Origin of the sequence: Paenibacillus tuaregi, from assembly GCF_900086655.1 — a bacterium.
GTDB lineage: Bacteria > Bacillota > Bacilli > Paenibacillales > Paenibacillaceae > Fontibacillus > Fontibacillus tuaregi.
The window spans coordinates 1,683,768-1,709,180 of record NZ_LT575476.1; the positions used below are offsets into that span (position 1 = coordinate 1,683,768).

Annotated in this window: 24 protein-coding genes; 19 read left to right on the forward strand and 5 right to left on the reverse strand. The window is 51.2% G+C overall.

The window, feature by feature from the left end:
• Window positions 1-88: 88 nt before the first annotated feature.
• Window positions 89-1,177, reverse strand: a complete 1,089-nt coding sequence (locus BN6628_RS07580) for a Gfo/Idh/MocA family protein (RefSeq protein WP_068616114.1) — start codon at window positions 1,175-1,177, stop codon at window positions 89-91.
• Between the two features lie 259 nt (window positions 1,178-1,436).
• Between BN6628_RS07580 and BN6628_RS07585 the strand changes: the two genes are divergently transcribed.
• The 3 genes from BN6628_RS07585 to BN6628_RS07595 are packed head-to-tail and all read left to right on the forward strand — an operon-like array spanning window position 1,437 to window position 4,538.
• Window positions 1,437-2,423, forward strand: a complete 987-nt coding sequence (locus BN6628_RS07585) for a Gfo/Idh/MocA family protein (RefSeq protein ID WP_068616117.1) — start codon at window positions 1,437-1,439, stop codon at window positions 2,421-2,423.
• 35 nt (window positions 2,424-2,458) lie between these two features.
• Window positions 2,459-3,457 carry an AraC family transcriptional regulator gene (locus BN6628_RS07590; protein ID WP_068616119.1) on the forward strand — a complete coding sequence of 333 codons (999 nt, stop codon included), beginning with the start codon at window positions 2,459-2,461 and terminating at the stop codon, window positions 3,455-3,457.
• Between the two features lies 1 nt (window position 3,458).
• Complete coding sequence (locus BN6628_RS07595; protein ID WP_068616121.1) at window positions 3,459-4,538, forward strand: Gfo/Idh/MocA family protein; 1,080 nt, start codon at window positions 3,459-3,461, stop codon at window positions 4,536-4,538.
• Window positions 4,539-4,640: 102 nt separating this feature from the next.
• On the opposite strand, the gene BN6628_RS07600 is transcribed toward BN6628_RS07595, so the two are convergent.
• Complete coding sequence (locus BN6628_RS07600; RefSeq protein WP_068616123.1) at window positions 4,641-7,265, reverse strand: S-layer homology domain-containing protein; 2,625 nt, start codon at window positions 7,263-7,265, stop codon at window positions 4,641-4,643.
• 287 nt (window positions 7,266-7,552) lie between these two features.
• Here BN6628_RS07600 and BN6628_RS07605 point away from each other — a divergent pair, with 287 nt between their 5' ends.
• On the forward strand, window positions 7,553-9,424 hold the full coding sequence (locus tag BN6628_RS07605; RefSeq protein ID WP_068616126.1) for an S-layer homology domain-containing protein: 1,872 nt from the start codon (window positions 7,553-7,555) through the stop codon (window positions 9,422-9,424).
• 153 nt (window positions 9,425-9,577) lie between these two features.
• Here BN6628_RS07605 and BN6628_RS07610 read toward each other — a convergent pair whose 3' ends face one another.
• Both BN6628_RS07610 and BN6628_RS07615 read right to left on the reverse strand, forming a co-directional pair.
• The gene (locus BN6628_RS07610; RefSeq protein WP_068616128.1) at window positions 9,578-10,033 is read right to left on the reverse strand and encodes an SRPBCC domain-containing protein; all 456 of its coding nucleotides are present in this window, start codon (window positions 10,031-10,033) and stop codon (window positions 9,578-9,580) included.
• An 84-nt stretch (window positions 10,034-10,117) separates the two neighbouring features.
• Window positions 10,118-11,089: a helix-turn-helix transcriptional regulator gene (locus BN6628_RS07615; RefSeq protein WP_068616130.1), complete on the reverse strand. Its 972-nt coding sequence runs from the start codon at window positions 11,087-11,089 to the stop codon at window positions 10,118-10,120.
• 196 nt (window positions 11,090-11,285) lie between these two features.
• Here BN6628_RS07615 and BN6628_RS07620 point away from each other — a divergent pair, with 196 nt between their 5' ends.
• On the forward strand, window positions 11,286-11,750 hold the full coding sequence (locus BN6628_RS07620) for a CBS domain-containing protein (protein WP_068616131.1): 465 nt from the start codon (window positions 11,286-11,288) through the stop codon (window positions 11,748-11,750).
• A gap of 83 nt (window positions 11,751-11,833) precedes the next feature.
• Here the strand turns inward: BN6628_RS07620 and BN6628_RS07625 are convergent, their stop codons facing one another.
• Window positions 11,834-12,907: a M42 family metallopeptidase gene (locus tag BN6628_RS07625; protein ID WP_068616134.1), complete on the reverse strand. Its 1,074-nt coding sequence runs from the start codon at window positions 12,905-12,907 to the stop codon at window positions 11,834-11,836.
• Window positions 12,908-13,318: 411 nt separating this feature from the next.
• Between BN6628_RS07625 and spoVAC the strand changes: the two genes are divergently transcribed.
• From spoVAC to BN6628_RS07695, 14 genes are all read left to right on the forward strand, one after another.
• The gene (gene spoVAC, locus BN6628_RS07630) at window positions 13,319-13,822 is read left to right on the forward strand and encodes a stage V sporulation protein AC (protein ID WP_082926837.1); all 504 of its coding nucleotides are present in this window, start codon (window positions 13,319-13,321) and stop codon (window positions 13,820-13,822) included.
• Between the two features lie 23 nt (window positions 13,823-13,845).
• Window positions 13,846-14,196 carry a stage V sporulation protein AE gene (gene spoVAE / locus BN6628_RS07635; protein ID WP_068616135.1) on the forward strand — a complete coding sequence of 117 codons (351 nt, stop codon included), beginning with the start codon at window positions 13,846-13,848 and terminating at the stop codon, window positions 14,194-14,196.
• 205 nt (window positions 14,197-14,401) lie between these two features.
• Window positions 14,402-15,388, forward strand: a complete 987-nt coding sequence (locus BN6628_RS07640) for an AAA family ATPase (protein ID WP_068616137.1) — start codon at window positions 14,402-14,404, stop codon at window positions 15,386-15,388.
• A 43-nt stretch (window positions 15,389-15,431) separates the two neighbouring features.
• Entirely contained in the window at window positions 15,432-16,634 is a 1,203-nt protein-coding gene (locus tag BN6628_RS07645) for a DUF58 domain-containing protein (RefSeq protein WP_235847597.1), read from the forward strand.
• The gene (locus BN6628_RS07650) at window positions 16,627-18,843 is read left to right on the forward strand and encodes a DUF4129 domain-containing transglutaminase family protein (protein WP_068616139.1); all 2,217 of its coding nucleotides are present in this window, start codon (window positions 16,627-16,629) and stop codon (window positions 18,841-18,843) included. Before BN6628_RS07645 ends, BN6628_RS07650 begins: the two co-directional genes overlap by 8 nt.
• 115 nt (window positions 18,844-18,958) lie before the next feature.
• Window positions 18,959-19,486, forward strand: coding sequence for a YqeG family HAD IIIA-type phosphatase (locus BN6628_RS07655; protein ID WP_068616141.1), 528 nt, complete (start codon window positions 18,959-18,961; stop codon window positions 19,484-19,486).
• On the forward strand, window positions 19,483-20,610 hold the full coding sequence (yqeH, locus tag BN6628_RS07660) for a ribosome biogenesis GTPase YqeH (RefSeq protein ID WP_068616143.1): 1,128 nt from the start codon (window positions 19,483-19,485) through the stop codon (window positions 20,608-20,610). Before BN6628_RS07655 ends, yqeH begins: the two co-directional genes overlap by 4 nt.
• A 49-nt stretch (window positions 20,611-20,659) precedes the next feature.
• Window positions 20,660-21,520 carry a shikimate dehydrogenase gene (gene aroE / locus BN6628_RS07665; RefSeq protein WP_068616145.1) on the forward strand — a complete coding sequence of 287 codons (861 nt, stop codon included), beginning with the start codon at window positions 20,660-20,662 and terminating at the stop codon, window positions 21,518-21,520.
• 286 nt (window positions 21,521-21,806) lie between these two features.
• Entirely contained in the window at window positions 21,807-22,103 is a 297-nt protein-coding gene (gene yhbY / locus BN6628_RS07670) for a ribosome assembly RNA-binding protein YhbY (RefSeq protein ID WP_068616147.1), read from the forward strand.
• 20 nt (window positions 22,104-22,123) lie between these two features.
• Complete coding sequence (locus BN6628_RS07675) at window positions 22,124-22,729, forward strand: nicotinate-nucleotide adenylyltransferase (RefSeq protein WP_068616150.1); 606 nt, start codon at window positions 22,124-22,126, stop codon at window positions 22,727-22,729.
• Window positions 22,701-23,270 carry a bis(5'-nucleosyl)-tetraphosphatase (symmetrical) YqeK gene (gene yqeK / locus BN6628_RS07680; RefSeq protein ID WP_068616152.1) on the forward strand — a complete coding sequence of 190 codons (570 nt, stop codon included), beginning with the start codon at window positions 22,701-22,703 and terminating at the stop codon, window positions 23,268-23,270. The genes BN6628_RS07675 and yqeK overlap by 29 nt, the downstream gene beginning before the upstream one ends.
• 48 nt (window positions 23,271-23,318) lie before the next feature.
• The gene (gene rsfS / locus BN6628_RS07685; RefSeq protein WP_068616154.1) at window positions 23,319-23,666 is read left to right on the forward strand and encodes a ribosome silencing factor; all 348 of its coding nucleotides are present in this window, start codon (window positions 23,319-23,321) and stop codon (window positions 23,664-23,666) included.
• Complete coding sequence (locus BN6628_RS07690; protein WP_068616156.1) at window positions 23,663-24,589, forward strand: CvfB family protein; 927 nt, start codon at window positions 23,663-23,665, stop codon at window positions 24,587-24,589. Before rsfS ends, BN6628_RS07690 begins: the two co-directional genes overlap by 4 nt.
• Before the next feature lie 29 nt (window positions 24,590-24,618).
• Complete coding sequence (locus BN6628_RS07695) at window positions 24,619-25,392, forward strand: class I SAM-dependent DNA methyltransferase (protein WP_068616158.1); 774 nt, start codon at window positions 24,619-24,621, stop codon at window positions 25,390-25,392.
• Window positions 25,393-25,413 lie beyond the last annotated feature (21 nt).

A 25,413-nucleotide genomic window follows, 5' to 3' on the forward strand; every position in this document is an offset into this window, starting at 1 on the left:
GTTCACCTAGGCATTTGCCTGGGCGAACGGTCTTTCTTATATATGGGCAGATTCGGGTAATCCAGGGTTCTGGCGCCTATTGCTGGAATCAGCGCCCGGACAGATAGACGGCCTGCCCTGTTTTGGCAGACTCATAGATGGCTTCAAGAATTTGCGAGACAACGTAAGCCTGTTTAGGGGTAACCACTGGCTCCTTATCCTGCTCGATCGCTTCCAGCCACATTCTCATTTCCACGTCAGGAGCATCTTCCGATGCGCCGGAATAGAAGGCAACACCGCCTGACTTGAGGTCAATCTCGCTGACATACAAGCGCCCATGGCTCTCGCCGTTGATGCGGAGGCCATCCTTCATATCCGCGCCGCCCTCGGTCCCGCTTAATGTACATTTGGCTTCGTCCACTTCAAGGCTGTTCAGTGCCCAGCTGGACTCCAGCATAATGGTGGCCCCGTTCTCCATCACAATCATTCCGAATGCGGAGTCTTCTACTGTGAAGGCGGCCGGGTCCCATGGTCCCCAGGCGTTGGCAGCGTTCTCGCGCTGGGAGAGCTTGTGGTATGCCGTGCCGAGCACCATCTTCGGGGAGTAGTTATCCAGCATCCAGAGGGTCAGATCAAGGGCGTGGGTTCCGATATCAATCAGCGGGCCTCCACCCTGCTTCTCTTCGTCGAGGAATACGCCCCAGGTTGGTACAGCTCTTCTGCGGATCGCATGAGCCTTGGCATAATAAATGTCCCCAAGCTCGCCAGCTTCGCAAATCTGCTTCAGATGAAGGCTGTCGGGGCGGAACCTGTTGTTATATCCAATGGTCAGTTTCTTGCCTGTGCGTTCTGCGGCATCAAGCATCCGCTTGGCATCCGCAGCGGTCTTGGCCATCGGTTTCTCACACATCACATGCTTGCCCGCTTCAAGTGCGGCAATGGAGATGTCTGCATGCGAATCATTTGGTGTACACACATGTACAATCTCTATGGATGAATCGCTCAAAAGCTCGCGATAGTCAGTGTACGTCTTGGCGTCATCACTGCCATACTTGCTCTGTGCCTGCTCCGCACGTTCAGGGATTAAGTCGCAAAATGCGGCAATCTCCACGTTTGGCAGCTTGGCCAGGCTGGGGAGATGCTTTCCATTGGCAATACCACCGCAGCCAATAATGCCAATCCGGTATTTACGTGTCATAGGATGTGGACCTCCATTGTGTGGTTTTCGCCAGGTTCGGCGTTCCCTGTCAATGTACCACGGGCGAAAGGCGCTGCCTATTTCAAAGATGCGGCATGAGGGACTACAATTAGACGACACCTAGGACTGCTAGTAATCAGACGGACCAATCTTGGATGTCGTGAATTTATAGTTTTTTTGGCGTTACAGTGCATATATTTATATGTTTTACTGTGATAACTTAAACCCGTGTCGTAAAATTGTATAGGAGAGTGAACCTATGATTCGCATTGGAAAAATCAGCTACTGGCATGTGCATGCTGAAGAATATACCCAGCAGGTGCTTGATAACCCGCATTCGGAGCTCGCGGCTATCTGGGATGAGGACCCGGTACGCGGTGAGCAGAAGGCCGCCCAATATGGTGTGCCGTTTATTGCGGATTTGGATGAACTGCTGCAGCGGGAAGATATTGATGCCGTCGTAGTGGATGCGCCGACGAATCTGCATCATGAGGTGATGGTGAAGGCGGCCCGGGCAGGCAAGCATATTTTCACGGAAAAGGTCATTGCCCCAACGCTTCAGGAAGTGAACGAAATTATGAACGAAGTTGCGAAAGCCGGTGTCAGAATGGCGGTATCCCTGCCGCGTCTGTATGAGGCCTATACGCTGGCTATTCAGGAGGTGCTGGACAGCGGACGTCTCGGGAAACTCACAGAGGCCCGTGTCCGTCTGTCCCATAATGGGGCAATCGCGGGGTGGCTGCCTGCTCACTTTTATTCGAAGGAACAGTGCGGCGGAGGGGCCATGATCGATCTCGGATGTCACCCGATGTACCTGGTTCGCTTATTCCTGGGTATGCCGGAGCAGGTAAGTGCGGTGTTTGGATACGTGACAGGCAAGGAAGTTGAAGACAACGCCGTGGTTATACTCGGCTATGGCAGCGGTGCTGTAGGAATTGTGGAGGCTGGATTCGTGAACGCCCGTTCTCCATTCTCGGTGGAAATTCACGGTACAGAGGGTTCCCTGCTGTTCGGCCTGCCGCAGGAGAAGATACTGGTTAGCAGCAGCGAAGGCAGCGGCTGGGATGAGGTGGAAGCAGGAGATCGGCTTCCTATCGCATTTGACCAGTGGATTACACACATCCAAGAGGGTAAGGAACTTAACCTTAATCTTGAAATTGCAAGAGATTTAACGTCGCTTATGGAAGCCGCTAATCTCTCAGCCCAGGAACACCGGGCTGTCCGCATTAACGAATTGAAGGGATAAATTACAGCTATAACAATGGAAGGGAGAGACGGTTTATGCATAAAGATCGGGAGCAGGTTAGACAGCCTGATCTATTCACCCGGCTTCGTACAAATCAACGGTGGGATGTGCTGGACCGTCTGGACCTGCAGGTTCGGTGGGGCGGTTATGGAATCCGGGTGCTGCGCTGCCATCTGACAGCCTTTCTTCCGGGACAGGTAGTCCCATTTCATCAGCATTCGGAATATGAGCTTCATTTCATTCCACAAGGCCGGGGGAAGGTGGCGTTCGAGCACCGGGAGTATGATCTTAAGGCAGGCATGTTCTATATTACAGGTCCCGGTGTTGCTCATGAACAGTGGTCCGATGAGTCAGACCCGATGTATGAGTTCTGTCTTCATTGTGATATTACGCCCCTGCCGGAGGAACCGGGCAAGTCTACGGAGTGGGGGGACGGCATAGAAATGTCTGAAGCCGAGGAGTGCATCCGCATTCTGGACTCCTCCTCAGCTGTGCCTGTCGCAGACCGTTATAACGCGATGGCCTGCTTCCTGGATGCTTACCGGATCTATGATGAACAGAGGGTAGGTTTCTATACCTCGCTTAAGCAGGCTATTATCCAGATGCTGCTAAGAGCGGTACGTGCCTTCGCACCTGAGGAACAGACCGTGTCCATCCCTGAGCGGGACATGTCGGCCCACCGTTACCGACAGGCCAGGCAGTATATGGAGGATAATGCCTCGCGGCCGATTACGCTGGAAGAGGTAGCCATGTCTGCGGGGGTCAGTCCCCGCCAGCTTCAGCGCATCTTTGTCAAAGAGGGAGAGGCAACATTCCGGGAGGAGTTGGAAGAGGTCCGGATGACCCGGATCTGCTCGGATCTGGCGACCAATGACAAGCCGATTGAAGCGATTGCCCTGGCACATGGTTATGCCAATGTAAATTATTTATATCCGGTATTCAAGAAGAAGTACGGTCTAACTCCCGCGGCATATAGAAGGCGCCAGCAGTCCCTTGCCACCAGCCCGGGCCCACAACTTAAAAAGGAGATTTGATATGGATCGGGTTAGAATAGGTATTATCGGAAGTGGAGGCATTGCGGGCGTCCATGCCGCAGCTTACCGCAAGCTTCCCTTTGTCGATCTTGTCGGCGTGGCTGACATACTTCCTGGGCGTGCCCAGCAATTTGTGGAACAGCATGAATTAGTAGGAACGGCTGCTTTTGACGGGCATGCGGAACTGCTTAAGATGGACTTGGATGCGGTCAGCATCTGTACGCCGAACGCTTCCCATCACCAGACAACTGTGGATGCCCTGCGTGCAGGCAACTACGTGCTGCTGGAGAAGCCGATGTCGGTCAGGCTTGATGAAGCGGTGGATATGGTCAAGGTATCTAAAGAGACAGGAAAGTGGCTGTCCATAGGCTTCCAGCCGAGATACGATCCGAATATGAAGAAGCTGAAGGAAATTGTGCAGAGTGGAAGATTAGGCGATGTGTATTATGTAGAGACAGGCGGCGGCCGCCGCAGAGGGATGCCGGGCGGCACATTTATCAGCAAGGAGCTGGCGGGAGCTGGGGCGATGGCAGATATCGGCTGCTATTCGCTGGATATGGCGCTTAATACACTGGGATATCCCCGGCCCGTTTCTGTCTATGCCAGCACATCCAATCACTTTGGGCGCAATCCGCTTTATCACCATGAGGCTAGCAGGTTTGAAGTTGAGGATTTCGGGGCTGCAATGATCCGGTTTGAGAATGATCTTATCCTCCAGTTCAAAATATCCTGGGCTATGCACATGGATACGCTCGGTGCCACGATGTTTCTTGGAACGAATGCTGGACTGAAGGTGCAGCCTTTTGGAAGCGGCCCTTGGTCCGGTGTGTGGGACGGTAAAGTGGGCTCAATGACCCTTTATCATGACGATTTCGGCGGCCATACCTCTACAGAAGTGCCTTTGATTGAACACCAGATTGATCCGTTCTTTGAGAAGATTCGTGATTTTGCGGAAGCGGTAAGAGATGGCAGACCTGCCCCGATTCCAGGGGAAGAGATTCTGATCCAGCAGGCGATCATTGACGGGGTTCTGCGGTCGGCGGATTTGAAACGCGAAGTATCGATTGAGCTTCCGCTGTAACGTGTTTGCCTGCAATCACGGTTAGATCGCTGCGGGCAGCGGAAAATACAAACAGCCAGTCAATTAATGACCGGCTGTTTTGGTATTCTAAGGGATATTATTTTATTTCCCTAAGCTCTCCAGCAGTGTTTTGATCTGCGGATTCAGATTCAACGTATTCAGGATAGCCGTCAAAGCCTCTGCGCGTGTGGCAGTTGACTTTGGATCGAACTTGGTCTTGCTGATACCGCTTATCACACCCGCCTGGGCAGCAGATTGGATCTGGTCCTTGGCATAGGAAGAGGAGATATCCGTAAACGTTCCTTTGGACTGGTCCTTAGGCAGCTTTTCCATCTTGACCAAGCGTGTCAAAATAACAACCATTTCCTCGCGGCTGATCGCCTTATTTGGTTTAAAGGTACCGTCACCATATCCGTTTAGTACCCCGGCTTGGGTGAGTTGATCAATTGCACTCTTGGCCCAGTGGGTTTCAACATCGGTCAGGTTTAACTTCTTTCCGTCGCCCGTGCCCGTGATGTTGAAGGCTCTGGACAGAATTACCGCAAATTCGGCGCGGGTCATTTGCATGTCCGGGTGGAAGGCCCCATCCGCATACCCGTTGACCGTCTTTAATTTTGCAAAAGTATCGATGGTCTTCTCGGCCCAATGTCCGCTTATATCAGAGAGTGCTGCCTTCACAGCTGAAGCCTTTGCTTCCTCTACTTTAGACTTAATGCTGTCAACCAAATTGCTGTCCGCCTTAACCAGGACCGGGTTGAAAATGTCTCCTGCCCCAGAAGAATCCGGGGTGGTTACAACCGGACCCGGCTGGCTAGGCGTTGCAGGCACGGAGGGTGTGGTAGGTATGGTTTGTACAGGAGGGGCAGGAACACTAGATGAGCCGCCTCCGCTGGAAGTTTCTCCACCGCCACCTGATGTGCCGCCAGACCCGCCGCCTGTTCCCGGATCTGTAGTGACAACCGGGTTGTTAACCGTAACATCGATCTTCTGAGTGATGCCCTGGTAGGTGGCGGACACCTTTGTGGTTCCGGCGGATACGCCAGTTACTTTCCCGTGGTCTACAGTGGCTATAGAGTTATTCTCTGAAGCCCAAACAGCCTGGCCGGTGATATCCTCGTTGCTGCTGCCAGATTTCAACTGCAGCTTGATCTGCTGGGCAGTGCCCACAGTCAGCGTTACTGAGGCTGGTGACATAATCAGCTCAACTGGAGCGGAGATGTTCACCTTCAGCGTATAAGACACCGTAGAACCATCCTCAGCTTTTACTACCAGACTAGCCGGGGCCACGGACGGAGGCAGGAAGGAGCTGCCGCTGGTCATGAAAGTTCTGCCATCGTACAGGACGGCAGCTCCCGGGGTGACCTGGAAGGTGACCAGTTTGTTCTGAGTCATGTCCGTGCCATATGGGAACACGACCTCAATTGTCTTATTCGCTTCATCAATCGTACCGGTGTTACCGTCCCAGGCGAAGGCCGTGAAAGATTTCTCGCTGGATGCCGGCTGCTGCACAGCAGCTCCGCCAAACGCGCCAGGCTTATATGTGGACGTATCGTACCATTTGTAGCCGGGTGCGGGAACAGCAGTCGGTTCTGCTTGCGGTTCGGTAGATAACGAAGGTTCCTCACTGCTCAGCAGCTGAGTTTGAGGATCCAGCCCCATTCCCATGTACTCCCCTAAGGACGTGGCCGGTTCCTGTACGGCCAGCCATTTTACCAGGTTGCTGAGCAGAGTCTGGTCGTCATATTCATGAAATCCGTCGGTGACGGATTTAAATTCACCGGTATCCTCCCGCAGATACTTTGGTGTGCTGTCTTCAGCAACGGACATATCCCCGAGAAAAGCGGCCTTGCCTTTTCCTATCTTCGCAATAGCGGCATAGGCGCCCTCGAAGAAGCCACCATCGTTATATATACCTTGATCTACTGCTCCCGGCCACTTGTTGGCGCCGGTCAGTGGGGGCAGATAAACAATTCCCTTCGCTTTGGTTGGATCAGTAATTGCAAGGGTGCTTCCTCCGTGGATGGCAACCTTGCTGACTCCCGCTGTAACGCCAAGGGATTGATCCGGTGCCACAATGTTATTTGCGGTCAAAGGTGTGGCTTCATCCGCCGCATGGTCAATGGCGTTATAACGGAAACGCACCCCGAAATTACTACTGAGCCAATCGTTAGAGCCCACATTAGCAACAGCATTCTTCTCTTCCGCACCCATTCCGAGCGTGGGATCAGTCCATGCACCCCGGCGGTAGCCATTATAGACCTCGGAGGGGTCCCAGCGGTTCTGGTTCTGGTCGGAATTGTAGTTATCGGAGATAAAGAAGACCGCCCCACCATCTTGAGCAACATAATCCGTGATTACCTGCTGCTCATCACTCGTAAAAGGATTGTTGGCGCTGGCAGTGATAAATACGTCAAAACCTGCGAGGTCCTCCTTCGTAATCGGAGTCGACTTTCTCAGCTCCTTGACATAAAACCCGTGATTCACAAGCGAGTTGGCAAAATCCGAGAACGCTCCGTCAATGACAGGATCTGCATTGCCTGATGTGTTGGCATGCGCATTGTCGAACAGAATCTTTTTCCCTGAAAAAGCCTGGTCCTGCTTACCAGTGATGAAAGGTGCAGGATCGGTGGCCCCTTCGGCGTGTGCTGACGGAGCAGGCGTCCAAGGCTGAACGGATGCCAGGATTGTGAAAGCCAGCAGTGCGGACATTCCTTTTTTGATTGACATGTCTGAAATTCCCTCCTGATGTGTGTACTGATGCCAGTCTACTTAAGCGCTGTTGTTTCCCGGCTAGTTAAATATCGACATATAGGACCTTAAAATTTAGGACGTATGCTCTGAATATAGTTTCATAGAAATCTTCAAAGATTCCCCACTTCCACATATCGCCAAATTACGAAATGCATAGTAAAATGTACCCAGATAGGAGAATAGGCTGAATGGCTTGGTAGATCGCTCATCGAGTACTAGATTCAACCTTCTCTAGTCAAATTTGCATAACAAGGGAGAGTCATATGAAAAAGTGGATCGTTAAGTGTTCGGCCCTTCTGCTCACGGTATTTCTGTCAGTCCCCGGTTTTGCGGCCGCGGAACAAACCGTGTCTTTTACCGATGTAAAAGGAACCTATTGGGCCAAAGATGCGATTGATAGTCTGGTTAGCCTTGGTGTGGTGAAAGGCTTTGAAGACCGGACGTTCAAACCGGAATCCCCGGTGACCCGGGAGCAGTTCGCTCAGTTGATTACCCTGGCCTTTTACCTGGATATTCCTTCGGATGATACACAAACCTATAGAGATGTGTCCAAGACACGCTGGTCGTTCGCCGCAGTGGAAGCTTCCAAGGATTTCTTGACCGGTTATTATCCACCCAATGGCAGAGCGTTCTTCGACCCGACCGGCAAAGCCACCCGGGAAGATGTGGCTGTAGCTCTGGTAAAAACCCTGGGTTATCAGCCGGATGACCTCAAAGACGCGGATATCCTTGAACGGTACTCAGACTCGGATGAGGTCTCACCGAATTTGCGGACATATCTGGCATTGGCCGTTGAGAAAAAGCTGATGACCGGCTACGAGGATTTTACGATCAAGCCGGACAAGGCGGTAACCCGCGCGGAAGCTGCTTCGCTGCTCTACCGTGTGCTTAAGAGCGCATCCAGTGAAAGCCAGACTTCGATGAGCCTAAATGTGGAGGCTCCTGAGACGACTTCAACCCCAACCTTCTACATCACCGGCGATGTTACCAAAGGGGCAAGTGTGTCTATTAATAACAAGGAAGCTGAAGTTGTTCAAGGCAAATTCCGGGTTGCTATTCAGCTGAAAGAGGAAGGGACCTATACGTATACCGTATCCGCGAGACTCCCTGGTGGAAAGACTCAGACGGTAACCAAGCAGGTCAAGTTTGAAAAAGGCGCCCCTAGCTTAGCTGTTACAGGTATTCCGGAGTCTACGGATAAGTCGAGTGTGACGGTGGGCTGGACGGTGAAGGATGAGAATGACCCGAATCCGGTCATTTATGTAAATGACCAAAAAATTTCGTACGGCAGCAACTCCACTGTAAATTTAAAAGAAGGTGACAACACCATTACAGTCAGAGCGGAGAATAGATTCGGAAAGTCCGCTGTGGTCACCAAGCATGTTGTCTTTCAGACGAATGGTCCGGTACTGAAGGTAAGCGACCTGCCGGAAACCACCAATAAGAATTCCGTAACGGTCAGCTGGACGGTATCCGACCAGAATGATTCATTCCCTCAGGTCTATGTTAATGACGAAAAGATCTCGTACAGCAACAGCCGCACCGTAAGCTTGAAAGAAGGAGCCAACACCATTGTTGTTAAGGCTGTGAACAAGCTTGGCAAATCCACGGTGGTTACCAAGACGATTAAGTTTGTAAGCAATGGCCCGGTGTTGAAGCTGGGCAGCATTCCTGAGACCACTTCAAAAAGCAGGGTTACGGTGTCTTGGACCGTGACTGATGAGAATGACAGCTTCCCGGTTGTTTACGTTAACAATAATAAAATCTCGTACAGCAGCAGTACTGAAGTTCAGCTCAAAGAAGGAGCCAATACGGTTACCGTCAAGGCTGTCAACAAGCTTGGTCAGGAGACACAGGTTGTCCAGAATATTACCTTCGACCCTCCGGCACCTAATCTTAAGCTTGAGTATGCACCTGAGACGACAACTTCTGCTTCATTCACGCTGACTTGGTCCGTTAAGGATGAGAATGACTATAGTCCCGCCGTATATGTTAATGACGAGAAAATTTCTTACAGCAATAGTACCCGTCTCACACTCAAGCCAGGTCTGAACACATTTAAAATCGTGGCTACGAACAGCTTCGGGAAAAAGACGGAACTGACCTACAATGTAACCTATACTCCAGCAACCTAGAATTTAGATAAACAAAGACCCGCAAGGCGTTCCTATGCCCTGCGGGTTTTTATTTTGTGAGCTCAAGACATCAGGATATCCGGTGATTATTGTGGAAAGAGGCTTTCCCTGCGGCTAGCTTTATTGCGTGTGAACCACACGCGACTGGGCCTGTCAGCTGAAGTCTAAGGTGCGTCCCGTCTCCACCAGAGTTTTGATGTTGCTTATAATCATAGGCCATGCACTCTTGCTTCCATTATAGGAGGGGTCACCCGGTTTCCACTCATCGTGGATTAGAGTAAGCTTGGTTGAACCGCCTACGGTCTCCAGCAGCCAGGAAATGCGTGATTCTGGGCTGTCTGCATTGGGATTCTCTAAATAGGAAGGGCCGACCTTATGCGTATAGCGGAATGCCCTGTTCGGAGAGAACTCCAAGAGTGTGCCATAGACATGAAGGGTCTGGTCTCCATCCTTGCCAGGTCCGATGTATTCGAGTGGATCGCCTTCTTTAAATGTGGAGTGGATGACACTCCCGTAATAAATTTTTGCTACTTGATGCGGGGCGGTAAGGGCACCCCATACTTCCTCCAAAGAGCCTGCGATATAAATTTCATACTTTAATTCATCCATGGCAGCTGCCTCCTTTGCGTCATTGAAGATCATGTACGGATTCTGTACTCCCTCACTATAACGTCCATTGACTGACAGTGATTGTCAGTCAACCAGAGATTGGCGGTAATGCTCCAGCAAGCTGGTGAGGACTTCCACCATTTTGTGCTTCAGCTCGAGCGGTTCCAGGACAGAGACTGCTTTGCCATAAGGCAGCAGGAAGTAGGGCACATAAGTTCGGACCGAATCTTCCGGTAGGCTGAAGACGGCCTCACCATCTGAGCGGTGGACAAGCATACGGCTGAACATCCAGTGTCTGCACAGCTCATTTAGGGCCTGTTCCTGTCCGGAAATCCGCACAGTCACTGAGGGCAGGTTCCCCGCAGAACTTGGGAGAAGGGAGTCCATGAAGAATGCTCCGGCGGAGAAAGAAGGGGGCTGCTCGAATGTGTCATCTGTTAGTCTGAGCGATTTAATCCGGTCAACGCGGAAGCTCCGGATCGCTTGACGTTCATGGCAGTAGCCGACCACATACCAATTGTTCTTCCACTGGACAATGCCATACGGATTCAGCCGGCGCTCTTTGGGCTTAGCTTCTTTACCCGACAAATACTCCATTAGAATGGTGATGCCTGCAGCAGCAGAGTGGTCGAGCTGGCGCAGCTGCTCCTGCGCGGTAGGATCTTCAGGAAAGATAACACCCATGCGCTTTTCATGGAGGAGAACCGTCTCGAGCTGCTCTGGTCCAATGTAGGTCTTGAGCTTGGACACCGCGCGGCTTAGGTGGTCCGGATAAGGATATCCGGCCTCCTGTGCGAACTGTGCGGCTTGGGCCAAGGTCCTTTGCTCATCAGGATCAAATACTAACGGTGCCGCCTTAAAACGTTCCATCAGGCGGTAGCCGCCCTTATGTCCAGACTCTGCAATGATCGGTACCCCGCTTGCACATAATGCGTCCACATACCGATAGACGGAGCGGATACTGATCTCGAGCTCCTCGGACAGTTCCTTAGCGGTGATGATGGTACGATTCTGAAGTATCCAGAGGATGGACATCATGTAATCAGCTTTGGCCATGCGGGTAACCTCCTTTTACGATAAATTGCCTGCTTTCTTATGTATAACTTCGTCCGCCAATATGAATTTCCTTGCGGGGAGGAATAAGAAAGCCGCGACATACTCATACTTACCGGGATTATGATCCAATGCACAGGCTTACACAGAGGGTATATAATATAATAAACATGTATCTACACTGATAGGAGGGTCATGTATGAAGGTCAAAGACTTTATGATTACAAGCCCAGTTACGGTTACCAGTGATACGACATTGAGGGAACTCCTGCAGAAGCTGGTAGAGAAGAGGATAGGCGGAGCCCCTGTGGTTGATGAGTCGGGCAAACTGCTCGGCATGATCAGTGACGGGGATGTAATTCGATACATCAAACCAAGCACTGGACGAGTGTATGATTTCTTCACTTATGTGATCCAGACCGAGACAGAATCTCTGGACACTGCAGTCATTAGTAAACTTCAAACCACAGTTAACCACGTAATGGTGCATAAGAATTTGTACACCGTGTCACCGGAAGATCCATTGGAGAGAGCCATTGAAATTCTTGGAAAGCATCATTTCAAGAAGATTCCTGTAGTGGATGAGAACCGGAAGATTGTTGGTGTGATCAGCAGAGGCGATGTGATCCGTCAGCTGGTGAATTCTTTTGTGTTGAAACCTTAGAATACGAAGAACCCTGGGTGTATAAGAAGACCCGGCTATCTTAGAAGATGGCCGGGTCTTCACTTGTTCAGGCGGCAAAATGACTAGCTGCGTTCAAGGATCGTGTTCAGCGTTGTGCGATCCAGACCGCGTACAAGCTTGATGAGCAGCTCTTTGGCCGCATCGTAGTCATCGGTATGAAGGATGGACGAAGAAGTATGGATATAACGGGAGCAGACCCCGATAACCGTTGATGGAACGCCGATGCCGCTTAAGTGAACCTGACCGGCGTCAGTTCCTCCTGGGGATACAAAATACTGGTATTTGATTTTGTGCGTATCCGCCGTATCCTGTACATATTCGACCAGCCCGCGATGGGTCAGCATGGTCGGGTCAAGTATACGAAGCAGAGCACCCTCACCGAGCTGACCGAACTGCTTCTTATCCCCGGTCATATCGTTCGCCGCACTTGCATCGAGACCGAAGAAGATGTCCGGTTGGATCAGGTTCGCCGAAGTGCGTGCGCCGCGAAGCCCCAGCTCTTCCTGTACGGTCGCGCCGGAGTACAGGATGTTAGGCAGCTTCTCCTTGTGGAGAGCCTCCATAAGCTCAATAGCCAGGCCTACGCCATAACGGTTATCCCAGGCTTTAGCCATGATTTTCTTAGGATTGGCCATTGGGGTAAATTCACAGATTGGCACAATCTGCAGCCCTGGTCGAACGCCAAAACTTTCAGCTTCTTCTTTGCTGTCTGCCCCGATGTCCAGGTACATGGTCTTTAAATCCACCGGTTTGCTGCGGGTGGCTTCATCCAGCAGGTGGGTGGGAATCGAGCCTACTACTCCAACGATCCGTCCCTTCGGAGTAATAATCTGAAGGCGCTGAGCCAGAACTGCCTGGCTCCACCAGCCGCCCAGGGGCTGGAAGGAGACCATGCCATTCGGGCTGATCCCCGTAACCATAAAGCCTACTTCATCCATATGTCCAGCTACCATGACCTTCGGCCCCTGTTCATCCCCTCTTAGGACTCCAAACAGGCTGCCAAGACGGTCCTGCACAAATTCACTCGTGTACGCAGACAAACGATCTTTCACGAAGCCGCGCAAATCTCTCTCGAAACCGGGAGCGGAAGGGAATTCGGTCAATGTGCGAAACAAATCGAGTGTTGCTTGATTCATGTTATGTATCTCCCCTTTCTTCATATTTATTAGTATGAACTACAAAGCTGTTACTTGTCCAACGAGGTGCCCATTTATGATTTATTCCCTTGGAACACGCACTTTGCCAACCGGCTAGCATACGATGAGAAGGGCAAGGGGAGAATGAATCGGGGAGGAACATGGATGCCGGTTGATCAGTTGAAAAAGGTGCTGCTTGTGCTCCTGCTCTTTATTTTGCTTGTGATTGTGCTTTATTTTTTTGAAAAAGAATATCATATTCTTAGACGATTTTGAGCAGCTTCATAACCAGAAGCTGCTTTTTTCTGTCTGCAGCTCCGCATATGGATGATTTACCAATCATAACAACCCACCCGCTTACAAATAATGAAAGGGAATGAGATGTGATCTACGCTTGAGAAGGAGGAATTCATGTTGTCTGCGAAGCCCCGGCAAGGAGATAATGCTGCTTCATCTTCCGGCACCATGAGCAGCGAAGAGTACAAGCAGCTTGCCAAGCAGCACGAGCCCCCGAGAAGGATTTGGAGCAACTGCTTAAAGGCTTTTTTGATTGGAGGCCTGATCTGCTTGATTGGACAGGCTATTCAACAGTTTTTTATTTCGGTGTTTGATATGAATACCCAGGAGGCCAGCAACCCTACGGTTGCCGTGCTGATTCTGATTTCCGTGATCCTGACCAGCCTTGGGGTCTACGATAAAATCGCCCAGTGGGCGGGAGCCGGATCGGCTGTTCCTGTTACCGGATTTGCCAATTCCATGTGTTCCTCCGCGATTGAACACCGGGCCGAAGGGCTGGTGCTTGGGATAGGTGCCAAGATGTTCAAACTCGCCGGTTCAGTTGTCGTATTCGGGGTTGTGGCGGCTTTTTTGGTCGGATTGGTGCATGTCATATTCGGTTTAAACGGCAGGCATTGATATTTTAACCGGAGGTGAACGATATGATTTTTCTATGGGCGTTTATAATTGGGGGGTTGTTCTGTGTTGTAGGCCAATTGATGTTTGATGTGCTCAAGCTTACACCGGCTCATACCATGAGCACACTTGTTGTTATCGGCGCAATCATGGACGCTTTTGGCTGGTATGAGCCGCTTGTTAAGTTTGCGGGTGCAGGAGCCTCTGTTCCGATTACAAGTTTTGGCAACTCGCTGGTTCATGGTGCGCTGACCGAGCTTCAGAAGGACGGCTGGATCGGCGTCGTTACAGGGATATTTGAAGTGACGAGTGCGGGAATTTCCTCTGCGATTATATTCTCATTCTTCGCCGCTTTGCTGGTCCGTCCAAAAGGTTGATGCTCAATTTACCCATAACTACATGGTACACTCCAACTTCAAGGGCTGCCTGTGGTCATCTAAGGATGATCGAAGGCGGCCCCTTATTATGTTTCCGGGCAATCTTGGAGGTTCATACAAATACTTTCGGTAGGTGAGACAGGTATACGACAGACCGATCCATCATGTACAATAGGAAGATATATGCATTCTTATTTTATATTGTATGAGTGCACTATTTTTTGTGGGGAGGCAATCATTTGTGACAATACATTCAGATCAAGTGATCACAACAATCAGAACTAATCTGGAATCATGTATCCTGGGGAAAACCTTTGAGATAAAGCTCTTAATGACCACTTTGCTGGCTGGAGGCCACGTGCTGATTGAAGACGTTCCGGGCACCGGGAAGACCCAACTGATCAAGGCACTGGCCCGGTCCATGAACGGGGAGTACCGCAGAATTCAGTGTAACCCCGATATTCTTCCAAGTGACATTACAGGAGTGTCGGTGTTTCATCCGCATGAGGAGCGGTTTGTCTTCCGTCCGGGTCCTGTTATGACCCACATTTTGCTTGCGGATGAAATTAACCGGGCAACGACCAAGACTCAATCCGCGCTGCTGGAAGTCATGGAGGAAAGAAACGTGACGGTAGACGGGGTGACTTATGCCCTGCCGCATCCGTTTATGCTGTGTGCAACCCAGAACCCGATTGATTTCGAAGGCACTTATATGCTGCCCGAAGCACAGCTTGACCGGTTCATGATGAAAATCCGGATCGGCTATCCTGACGAGATGACGGAGAGAACGATGCTTCACGCCCATCAGAAGGGCCAGCCGGTGGACAGCCTTAAGCCTGTTACCAGTATGGAGGAGATTGTGCGGATTCAGCAGGAAGTCCGCCTGGTTCATGTTAGCGATGCGGTGATGAATTATTTGCTGGAGATTGTCCGCCGGACAAGAGAGCACGAAGGGGTGCTTTTGGGAGCGAGTCCAAGGGCATCACTTGCTTTTCTACAAGCGGTGAAAGCGTATGCATATATTAATGATCGGAATTATGTGCTCCCGGATGATATTAAGCAGCTGGCCCCTTATGTGCTCGGTCATCGGATACTGCTTCGTCCTGAGGCGAGATTGGACAGCCTGCATGCGGATGGCGTGCTGCAGACGATCCTTAGGCAGGTCTATGTTCCGGTGTCCGTTGAGCGGTAGGGTTATGATGGATAGCTTGTCGGCTTTAAGAGGGGGAAAAGTCGTGAAGAGGCTTTGGAGACCGGCGCTGCTGTGGATCGCTTGCCTGATGTATGTGGTTTACCAGGGCGGCAAGACTTCGATCATGCTGTTAATGATGGTATCGGCATTAATGGTGTACTGGCTGTTATGCAGCTTGATTGGTCTTAGAAAAATGCATGGAACACGCTCTCTCTCCATTGAAGGAGGGCAGGGGGGACAATTGCAGGCCGGGGATCAGGTTCATGTCAAGCTCAGGCTGGAGCAGCGGGGCTGGGTTCCCCATCCATTTATCATTGTGCGGGAGATTCTGAAGAGACAGAACGGAGGCTCTTGGGCCTTTGAGGAAAGCATGATTCCCCGGTTTAGATCCGGGGCGGAAATTTCATTCCAGACTCCTCCTCTAGAACGGGGACGCTACTCGTTCGCGGAAACGGAGTGCAGTGCCCAAGATATCTTCGGTCTCATCAAGCACACAAGATTGTTCGATTTCAAAGGGGAGTTTTACGTCCTTCCAAGAACGGTGTTCATTCCTTATTGGCATTTGGCTGACCGGAATTCCAGGTTTGCCGGGCCGGAGAATGCTCCGGCCTTGTCCCGCCGGGAAACCACCCAGATTAACGGGGTAAGGGACTATGTATATGGCGATCGTCTATCCCGGATTCACTGGAATGCGACCGCTAAGACAGGGAGCTGGAAGTCGAAGGAATTTGAGCATGAGTCCCTTCCCAAGACCATCTTGGTCCTGGATGCCGGACAGGGCGGCTATCCAGACTCGTCGGCTTTTGAGCTGGCTGTCTCTACAGCCGCCTCCCTGTTGGATTACAGTACAAGAGAGCGGATGAGCATCGGTCTCTGCACACTTGGCGCTACGGTGGAGAATTTTATGCCCGCTAGTCATATAGGGGACCGCAAGCGGATGCTTCAGCATTTGGTGGATATCAAAGCCGACGGATACGAAGAGCTTACCAGCAGACTTAGCGGTCAACAGGCTCTCTTCTCGCCTGGAAGCTTCTTCGTGCTGATTAGTCCGAGACGGGGGAAGGACTCGCTGGAAGCCCTGATGTGGGCAAAAAGCAGAAGAATGACTCCATACCATATTCTTATTGGTGAAAGGCCGAAGGATGGAGGCTGGCAGGCCGCATTGAGCTCCAACGGCTTTAGGGGAGTTGCAGTTCCTTCCCTGCAGGAACTCCCGGTGTCCATGAGAGGAGGACGCAATGAATAGCCGGTTCGGTAAAATACAATATTCCTGGTACTTCATCAGCTGTATTGTATGGGTGCTTATTATGTCTGCCCAATGGATTTCTTTTGTGAAGCCGATTTGGTATGAGGAGACCTCTGTCCTTGTCCTGGATATCCTGATTGCTGCTGCGGCCGCTGAGGTGGTCCTTCCTTTCCGCAGATGGCTGAAGTGGGGGGTAAAAATAGCAGCGGTGGTTCTTATCCACTATTGGGTGCTGCAGAACTTTAATGTTCTTGCCTCAGATGGCCCGCTTCTGCCGGTTGGTATAATCCGGTTCATAAGTCAAGTGGAGCCGTATATTTGGTTCTCGCTTCCCGCCTGGGGTTTATTTGAGCTGGCTATCCGGTTATCGGATTATCGCGGGTTTATTCTGCTCTTTACCGGAATGAATATTCTTGCTTTTGCCATTCTGGATTCATTTACTTCTTACTATCTGTGGCCGCAGGTGGCCTGGACCGTGTTCGCTGGCTTGAGCTGGCTGGTCTGCTTTCATTTCCGGAAGTACCAGATGAAATACCCCCAAGGCTGGAGGCATTTGCGCCTGTATCCGTTCCGGGTGGTTACGAATATTGTGATTATTTTTTGCTGTATCCTGCTGCTTGGGATCAGTATGCCGGAAGTGTCGCCACTTCTGACCGATCCTTATTCAGCCTGGCAAAATATCCAGGGGAACAAATATGAGAAGCAGGATGAGCCAGAATCCAAGCCTCAGGATTCAGCTTCAGGCTACAGCAGGGATGATTCGAAGCTGGGCGGAGGCTTCAATTTTGACTTCAGTACGGTAATGACGGTAACGTCCCCCAAGAGGACTTACTGGCGTGGCGAAACCCGCAGCTTCTATACCGGTACCGGGTGGCTCAGCCCAAGTAATCCAGATGACCAAAGATATAAGTTCGGCCAGAACATAGGCGTGAACGAGCCGGGCAGCGAGCTGGGCAGGAAGGTCAAGACCGAGCGGGTGGAGCAGACCTTTGTAATGGCGGGGAAACGGACGTATCCGGTTCTCTTTGGAGCCTATTCCATTTCCAAGATCAATCTGTTAAAGGAAGAGGAACGTCAGAAGGGACCAGACGCCGTATGGAATTGGCGCGACGAATTTATGGCATGGAATGGATTCGGCCTAACCCAGAAGCACGACGGCTATCCGACGACCTACAAAGTGGTCTCCCAAATGCCCATCATCCCACTTGAAGAGCTGAGTAAAGCCAGCTACGACTCGTTATACCAAGGGGCTAATCTAGCCAAGTATACTCAGCTGAACGCGGAGTTTCCGGACAGGGTTAAACAGCTGGCGAAAAAAGTGACCGCCGAAGGCAAGACTCCCTATGAGAAGATGGTGCTGCTTCAAGACTACCTCAAGGTAAATTTTAATTATACGAATACACCGGATTTGTCATTAAAGAAGCACGATGATCTGGTGGAAGGTTTTTTGTTTGATATAAAAGAGGGGTACTGTGATTATTTCTCAACATCCATGGTCGTTATGGCCAGATCCATTGGAATTCCGGCACGATGGGTGAAGGGGTTCTCCTCGGGACATCAGAATTTTGAAGGGCCTGAGCATATGAACAGGGAGCCCGAAGGGCCGTACACAGTTACCAATGCTGACGCCCATTCCTGGGCAGAGGTTTATTTCGGTGAAGATTATGGATGGGTGACATTTGAGGCAACTCCAGGCTTTGATCTCCCGCTAAATGTCAGCCAGGATAAGCCAGCCATGGCTCCGGTTAAACCTGAGGTAAGCACCCCGGTTAAGAAAACCCCGGAACCCGCATCGAAGCAAGAGGATAGCTCCTCTTACATTGGCTGGCTTGCAGCTGCACTGGGAACAGCGATTGTGATCGCTGCAGGATACTTGGCTTGGAAATACCGCAATGCCTTGTACTATACTCTTCTTCGCCTTCGCAAAGGACGCGAACTGACCTCAGGCGAGAAAATCATAACCGAAACCAACCGCTGGCTGGGTCATATCAGAAAGTGGGGCTTTGGAAGGGAAGCTCATGAGACGCTTCGGGAAGTGATCACACGCTGGAAGCAGGATGCGCCGATGCTGGAGTCCTCCTTTAATGAGCTGCTGGCTCAATTTGAGAAAGCAAAATACAGCCCGGAGCAGGTGAATGACCAGGACTGGAGAAAGATTCAATCCATGCTTCAAGACATCACCCGCACAATCAAAAAGATCTATTCGTAGTGAATCCGTTCAGCGGATTCTGATCTTCCCCGGAAGCTTAGTTCCGGGGGTTTTTCCTTTTTTACTATAAAGAAAGATTATGGTATAGTTTGTCGTAGAAACTGAGGTGACGTCATTGTTTGAGAAGTTGATGCCCAAACTGCGGGTGAACACAGTATTCGATATTGATTTGGAAGGGCTTTACGCTTCAGGCTACCGGGCCATTATCACAGACCTGGACAACACGCTTGTGGGTGCCAAAGAACCATCAGCCACCCCGATCCTTATAGAGTGGTTTGAAAAAGTAAAGCAGCATGGTTTTAAACTTGTGATCGTGTCAAACAATAATTTGGGAAGGGTGTCCACATTCGCCACCCCTTTAAATATTGAGTTCATTCACAAAGCCAGGAAGCCATCCAATCTTCCTTTTCATAAAGCACTCGGGCTGCTTGGTTTCAAACCGAGCGAGACGATCGTAGTTGGAGATCAGCTGCTGACCGATGTGTATGGAGGGAACCGGATGGGACTGTACACCGTGCTTGTGCAGCCCATTTCTCTTGAAGACGAAGGTTTCGGTACCCGGTTCAACCGCCGGGTGGAGCGAATTGTTCAAAGACGTTTGCGTAAAGTTGGAGTATGGACTGAGGAGGACAAGAACAAATGACAGAAGGACCGCTTATCCCGGAAGGGACGAAGTGCAGCGGGTGCGGCGTGAAGCTGCAGAACAGGGAAGTGAACAAGCCGGGTTACATTCCAGCTCAGGCGCTGGAGCGTGAGCCGGTCATTTGCCAGCGCTGTTTCAGAATTAAGAATTACAATGAATCTTCTTCAGTCACGGTGGAGCAGGATGAGTTCCTAAGGCTGCTCAGCCAGATTGGGGAGAAGGATGCGCTGGTCATTCACATCGTGGACATCTTTGATTTTGAAGGCAGTGTCATCGGTGGGCTCCAGCGGTTTGTGGGCAACAATCCAGTACTGCTGGCCGTTAATAAGATCGATCTGCTGCCTAAGGTGACCAACTGGAACAAGGTGCTGAACTGGGTGCAGAAGCAAGCCAAGGAGCTTGGGCTGCGAACCCAGGATATTATATTTTGCAGCGCCAAGCAGAATAAAGGCTTTGACCGTCTTCTTGAGGCGGTGGAGAAGTACCGCGGCACCCGTGACGTCTATGTGGTGGGCGCGACAAATGTAGGGAAATCCACCTTAATTAACCGGCTGATCCGCGACTTTAGCGATTTGGACCAGGAATTGACCACTTCGCGTTACCCAGGGACAACCTTGGATATGGTTAATATTCCACTGGATGACGGACAGTATATTATTGATACACCGGGCATTATGTATCCATCCCGCTACAGCGAGCTGGTTGCCCCAAGCGATCTGTCTGTCATTATGGCAGACAAGCCGCTTAAGCCGATTGTGTATCAGCTGAACGAAGGCCAGACCTTGTATTTCGGCGGGTTCGGAAGATTTGATTTCGTTCAGGGGGATCACCAATCGTTCACCTGCTTCGTCAGCGGCAAGGTTCCGATTCACCGCACCAAGCTGGAGCGGGCGGATGAACTGTTCGAGAAGCATGCGGGCGAAATGCTGTCCCCGCCCAACCGGGATGAGATTGAGAAGCTTCCGGCTTGGACGAGGCATGAATTCCGGATTGCACGGGGCAGCAGGCAGGATATCTTTATTTCTGGTTTGGGATGGATCAAGATTAACGGGGAATCCGGCGCTGTAGTTGCTGTGCATGCTCCAAAAGGGATAAAGGTGCTGCTTCGTCCGTCCTTAATTTAGTCAGGCTGGGCGATCGCTATTGCCATTGCCGCGAAAGGGGAGAGGCCATATGGATACAGAGAAGAAGTTGAGATCAGCTCCACTCCTCCTGGGTGTTATGGGGGACCCGATTGCCCATTCCAAGTCTCCGGTCATGCATGAGGCGGCACTTCGGACGCTCTCCCTGCAGGGAAGCTACGTACCGCTTCATGTAAAGCGCGAACGGCTCGCTCAGGCCGTAGAGGGGATCCGGGCGATGGGTTTTCGGGGGGTCAATGTCACAGTTCCCCATAAAGTGGAGGTTATGAGCCTGCTCGATGATATTGACGACGGTGCTCGCCGGATCGGTGCGGTGAACACCATTGTGAATCAGGATGGGCACTTGACTGGTTACAATACGGACGGGATCGGATATGTCCGTTCCCTGAAGGAGGAAGTCGTCTCCGACCTTAAAGGAAAGACGGTGGTTGTCCTCGGAGCAGGGGGAGCCGCCCGGGGGATTATTTATGCGCTTCTTCAAGAGGCGCCGGGGCAGATTGTGATTGCCAACCGGACTGCGGATAAAGCTGTGGATTTGGCCAGAGAGTGGTCGGGGCTTGGCAATTTGTCCGGCTGTGCGGTGGCGGATGTGAGGCAGGCCGTAAGCAGGGCAGATGTGCTGATTAATACGACATCCGTTGGGATGCATCCGGATATTCACAGCACGCCGCTGGAGTCTTCATGGATTCCTGAGGGAATCGTCGTCAGTGATTTGATATACAATCCACTTGAGACAGAGCTCCTCCGGCAGGCGAAGGAACGAGGCTGCCGGATACACGGCGGGCTTGGCATGTTTATTAATCAAGGAGCATATGCGTTTGAATATTGGACCGGAATGTCCGCACCTGCTGAGGTTATGCGCGAAGCGGTGCTTCACAGCTTACAGAATTAGCTATATAAAGCGAACTTTAAAAGTTAACCGATCTCAGCGGAGAGGCCGAGTGATTCTGAAGAAGCAGAGCGTCCGCCTTGGTCTCCGAAATGCCCCTACTTGGATATTTAGTTCAAGCATTTCGGAGGCAACAGCGGCCTTAAAGAACACTCGGCATTGCAGCGCCCCATAAGGGCAACCTTAATAAGTTCATTTTATATATTTAACAAATATTAAGAATACATCAGCCCGGATGAAGAAGATTGCTTCTACGAAGGTCCGGCTGTTTAAGGAGTTATGAACATATATGCTTACAGGCAAACAAAAACGTTATCTACGCAGTCTCGCCCATCATCTGCAGCCGATCTTTCAGGTAGGCAAGGGGGGTACGAATGAGCAGATTCTTCGTCATATTGATGAAGCCATCGAAACACGGGAACTCATCAAGTTATCGGTGCTGAACAATTGTATAGAGGACCCAAAGCAGATTGGTCAAGAACTGGCTGAAGGCTCAGGCTCTGAACTTGTGCAGGTGATTGGAAGAACCATTGTGCTTTATAAGGAATCCCGGGAGAACAAACAGATCGAGCTTCCCAAGAACTAATGCCGAAGGGACTGTAGGTTATGAGGAGAATAGGCATCATGGGTGGGGCTTTTGATCCGATTCACGTGGGACACCTGCTGGTGGCGGAGGCTGCCAGGGACCAGTTCGCACTGGAGGAGGTCTGGTTCATGCCCTCCCACCTTCCTCCGCATAAGCGGAAAGCGGGCGTTAGCGGGCAAATGCGCCTTGAGATGGTGACCGAAGCCATTGCGGGTAATCCAGCGTTCAAACCGCTTGATATTGAGCTCAAGCGCGGTGGTATTTCCTATACCATTGATACAATGAAAGAGCTGCAGCGCCTGCATCCGGATATCCGGTTCCACTTCATTATCGGCGCGGACATGATCAACTACCTTCCCAAGTGGGAAGGGATTGAAGAGCTGGTGCAGATGGTGACGTTCATAGGCTTGCAGCGTCCGGGAAGCATGCTGGAGCTGGATTCGCTTCCTGAGTACATTGAAGAAGCGGTTTGTCTGGCGGAGATGCCGCTGGTGGACATTTCCTCAAGCCTGATCCGCAAGCGAATCGCCCGTGGACAGTCAGTCCGCTACATGGTGCCTGAAAGTGTATATGAATACATGATAAGGAGCGGGATTTATGCGGTACAGCAGGGAGGAACTGATTAAAGCGGTCTCTGGCCAAATGCCGGAGAAGCGCTGGAAACATACGGAGGGTGTGATGCACTCCGCTGTGGTTCTGGCCAAGCAGTATGGGGCAGATCCCGTGAAGGCTGATCTTGCCGCCCTGATGCATGATGTGGCTAAGTTCTGGCCTATTGATAAGCAGGAGCGGGTTATCCGTGAGAATGATCTGGATCAGGATCTTCTCGCCAATGACAAACAGCTGTGGCACGCGGAAGTCGGCTATCATGTGGCTAGACATGAGTATGGGATTGAGGATGAAGAGATTCTGGATGCTATCCGTTATCATACTTCAGGCCGGGTGGGAATGACCCTGCTGGATAAAGTCATTTGTCTTGCGGATTACATTGAACCGGGAAGAGACTTCCCGGGTGTGAATAATATAAGGGAACTGGCTAATCATAGCCTTGAAGAGGGGCTGGTAGCGGGACTTGACTCCACGATAAGCTTTTTGCTGGAAAAGAGGAAGGTCATTTATCCGCTAACCGTGCTTGCGCGCAATGATTTGGTCCGGCAAATAAAGTGATTTTGTTCTAATGTGAACATCGCTTTTACTATTCTAGGAGGTAAATGAATGACAATAAGCTCAAATGAACTGCTTAACATCGCGATTGAAGCGGCAGACGATAAAAAGGCGGCAAATATCGTTGCCCTGGATTTAAAGGGAATTTCGCTGATTGCGGATTACTTCGTCATCTGCCACGGGAACTCCGATACACAGGTGCAGGCGATCGCTACGGAAATCCGCAAGCGTGCCCACGATGCTGGTGCGAACATCCGAGGGATTGAAGGTATGGACTCGGCCCGCTGGGTGCTGATGGACCTTGGTGATGTAGTGGTCCACATCTTCCATAGGGACGAACGCGAATATTATAATATTGAGCGTCTGTGGTCGGACGCTAAAGTGGTTGAGACTGTATGAGTCTAATTGCGGGCACTGTAGTCTCCCTTCCGATTGACAGGGAGATCTCACCTTACGGTTTCTTCCTGACCAATGGCTCGGAGGACGTCCTCCTACATTACACGGAGCTTACCCGGAAGGTAGAGCCGGGGGAGACTGTGGAAGTGTTTCTATTCTATGATACCGAGGACCGTCTCGCGGCGACCATGAAGAAGCCGTATCTTACGCTTGGTGAGCTGGGATTGCTGGAAGTGGCGGATGTCCACCCAAGACTGGGATGTTTTCTGGAGATGGGGCTGGGAAGACAGCTGCTGCTTCCGATCCGGGAGCTGCCGGAATTGAAAGAGCTGCATCCGCAGGTGGGCGACAAGGTCTATGTCATCATGGAGCATGACAAGCAGGGACGGCTCAAAGCCAAGGCGGCCGGAGAACAGGAATTGGCTCCGCTTGCTTTCCATGCTCCCACTACATGGAATAACCAGTGGCTCGAGGCCATTGTCTACAAACCGCTGCAAATGGGAACGTTTGTTGTCGTCCAAGGAGGGGTTCTTGGCTTCGGCGCGATCGGCATGATCCATTCTTCAGAGCGCAGCCGTCTACTCCGGCTCGGGGAGCGCGTTCAAGTGCGGGTGGCGCATATCCGGGAGGATGGACGTGTCAATCTCTCTATGGCACCTCGCAAGGAGATCGGCCGCAATGAAGACGCCGAGAAGATTCTGGCGTTCTTGGAGAACCGGCCGGGCGGAGGAATGCCTTATTCGGACGCGACTCCGCCGGATGTGATCAAGCAGCGGTTCGGGATTAGCAAATCGGCGTTCAAACGCGCCATGGGCAAGCTGATGAAAGACGGGAAGATCCGTCAAGAGGAGAACTGGACGTATCTTGTCACGGCCAAGACAGGGGACAATAACCCTGGCCCTGGTGACGGGGACGTTCAGGCTTAAGCTTTGTATGGAAAGCGGGGTTGGATATCATGGCATCCTATCGGAAGTTTGCTTATGTATATGATGAATTAATGGAGGACATGCCCTACCCCGACTGGATCAGATTTGCAAGAGAAGCGTGGCAAAGACACGGCATGCCGAGGACCGTGGTTGAGCTTGGCTGCGGTACGGGTAGCATCACGATTCCTCTGGTCAACTCAGGGTTTGAAGTCACGGGAATGGACTTGTCCCCAGATATGCTGGCTGTGGCCAGGCGTAAGCTGGAGCAGTCCCCCAAAGGCAGCAGACTGTTCCGGGAAGGCACGGTCCGCTGGGTTCAACAGGACATGCGGGATTGGGAAATGCCGGAGCCGGTGGATTCCGTAATCTCTTTTTGCGATTGTCTTAATTACTTGTTGGAAAAGGAAGACGTGATCCGGACGTTCAAGCGGACCTTTGACGGGCTTAAAGCTGGGGGAACGTTTATCTTTGATGTTCATCACCCGAATACCCTTAAGAGGTATGAGGAGGAACAGCCATTTATTTGGGACGAGAAATCAGTCTCTTATATCTGGACCTGTGAGAGAGATGCATTCCGCAATGAGATCGAGCACCATCTGACGATCTTTGCCCGTGAGCAGGAAAGCGGCCAGGACATGTACCGGAGATTCGAGGAGACCCATGTGCAGCGGGCTTATGAGGCCGATTGGCTCAACCTGGAGCTGCTGAAATGCGGATTCTCCAAAGTAAACTGCTACGCTGACTTTGAATGGGTAGAAGCGAAAGAGGATGCAGCCAGACTATTTTTCGTGGCTGTAAAATAATAATTGGATCATACGTCAAGC

Coding starts and splice junctions, on each gene's coding strand:
- BN6628_RS07580 (WP_068616114.1), bottom strand. CDS start 1,177: ATGACACGTAAATACCGGATTGGCATTATTGGCTGCGGTGGTATTGCC.
- BN6628_RS07585 (WP_068616117.1), top strand. CDS start 1,437: ATGATTCGCATTGGAAAAATCAGCTACTGGCATGTGCATGCTGAAGAA.
- BN6628_RS07590 (WP_068616119.1), top strand. CDS start 2,459: ATGCATAAAGATCGGGAGCAGGTTAGACAGCCTGATCTATTCACCCGG.
- BN6628_RS07595 (WP_068616121.1), top strand. CDS start 3,459: ATGGATCGGGTTAGAATAGGTATTATCGGAAGTGGAGGCATTGCGGGC.
- BN6628_RS07600 (WP_068616123.1), bottom strand. CDS start 7,265: ATGTCAATCAAAAAAGGAATGTCCGCACTGCTGGCTTTCACAATCCTG.
- BN6628_RS07605 (WP_068616126.1), top strand. CDS start 7,553: ATGAAAAAGTGGATCGTTAAGTGTTCGGCCCTTCTGCTCACGGTATTT.
- BN6628_RS07610 (WP_068616128.1), bottom strand. CDS start 10,033: ATGGATGAATTAAAGTATGAAATTTATATCGCAGGCTCTTTGGAGGAA.
- BN6628_RS07615 (WP_068616130.1), bottom strand. CDS start 11,089: ATGGCCAAAGCTGATTACATGATGTCCATCCTCTGGATACTTCAGAAT.
- BN6628_RS07620 (WP_068616131.1), top strand. CDS start 11,286: ATGAAGGTCAAAGACTTTATGATTACAAGCCCAGTTACGGTTACCAGT.
- BN6628_RS07625 (WP_068616134.1), bottom strand. CDS start 12,907: ATGAATCAAGCAACACTCGATTTGTTTCGCACATTGACCGAATTCCCT.
- spoVAC (WP_082926837.1), top strand. CDS start 13,319: ATGTTGTCTGCGAAGCCCCGGCAAGGAGATAATGCTGCTTCATCTTCC.
- spoVAE (WP_068616135.1), top strand. CDS start 13,846: ATGATTTTTCTATGGGCGTTTATAATTGGGGGGTTGTTCTGTGTTGTA.
- BN6628_RS07640 (WP_068616137.1), top strand. CDS start 14,402: ATGAGTGCACTATTTTTTGTGGGGAGGCAATCATTTGTGACAATACAT.
- BN6628_RS07650 (WP_068616139.1), top strand. CDS start 16,627: ATGAATAGCCGGTTCGGTAAAATACAATATTCCTGGTACTTCATCAGC.
- yqeH (WP_068616143.1), top strand. CDS start 19,483: ATGACAGAAGGACCGCTTATCCCGGAAGGGACGAAGTGCAGCGGGTGC.
- aroE (WP_068616145.1), top strand. CDS start 20,660: ATGGATACAGAGAAGAAGTTGAGATCAGCTCCACTCCTCCTGGGTGTT.
- yhbY (WP_068616147.1), top strand. CDS start 21,807: ATGCTTACAGGCAAACAAAAACGTTATCTACGCAGTCTCGCCCATCAT.
- BN6628_RS07675 (WP_068616150.1), top strand. CDS start 22,124: ATGAGGAGAATAGGCATCATGGGTGGGGCTTTTGATCCGATTCACGTG.
- yqeK (WP_068616152.1), top strand. CDS start 22,701: ATGCGGTACAGCAGGGAGGAACTGATTAAAGCGGTCTCTGGCCAAATG.
- rsfS (WP_068616154.1), top strand. CDS start 23,319: ATGACAATAAGCTCAAATGAACTGCTTAACATCGCGATTGAAGCGGCA.
- BN6628_RS07690 (WP_068616156.1), top strand. CDS start 23,663: ATGAGTCTAATTGCGGGCACTGTAGTCTCCCTTCCGATTGACAGGGAG.
- BN6628_RS07695 (WP_068616158.1), top strand. CDS start 24,619: ATGGCATCCTATCGGAAGTTTGCTTATGTATATGATGAATTAATGGAG.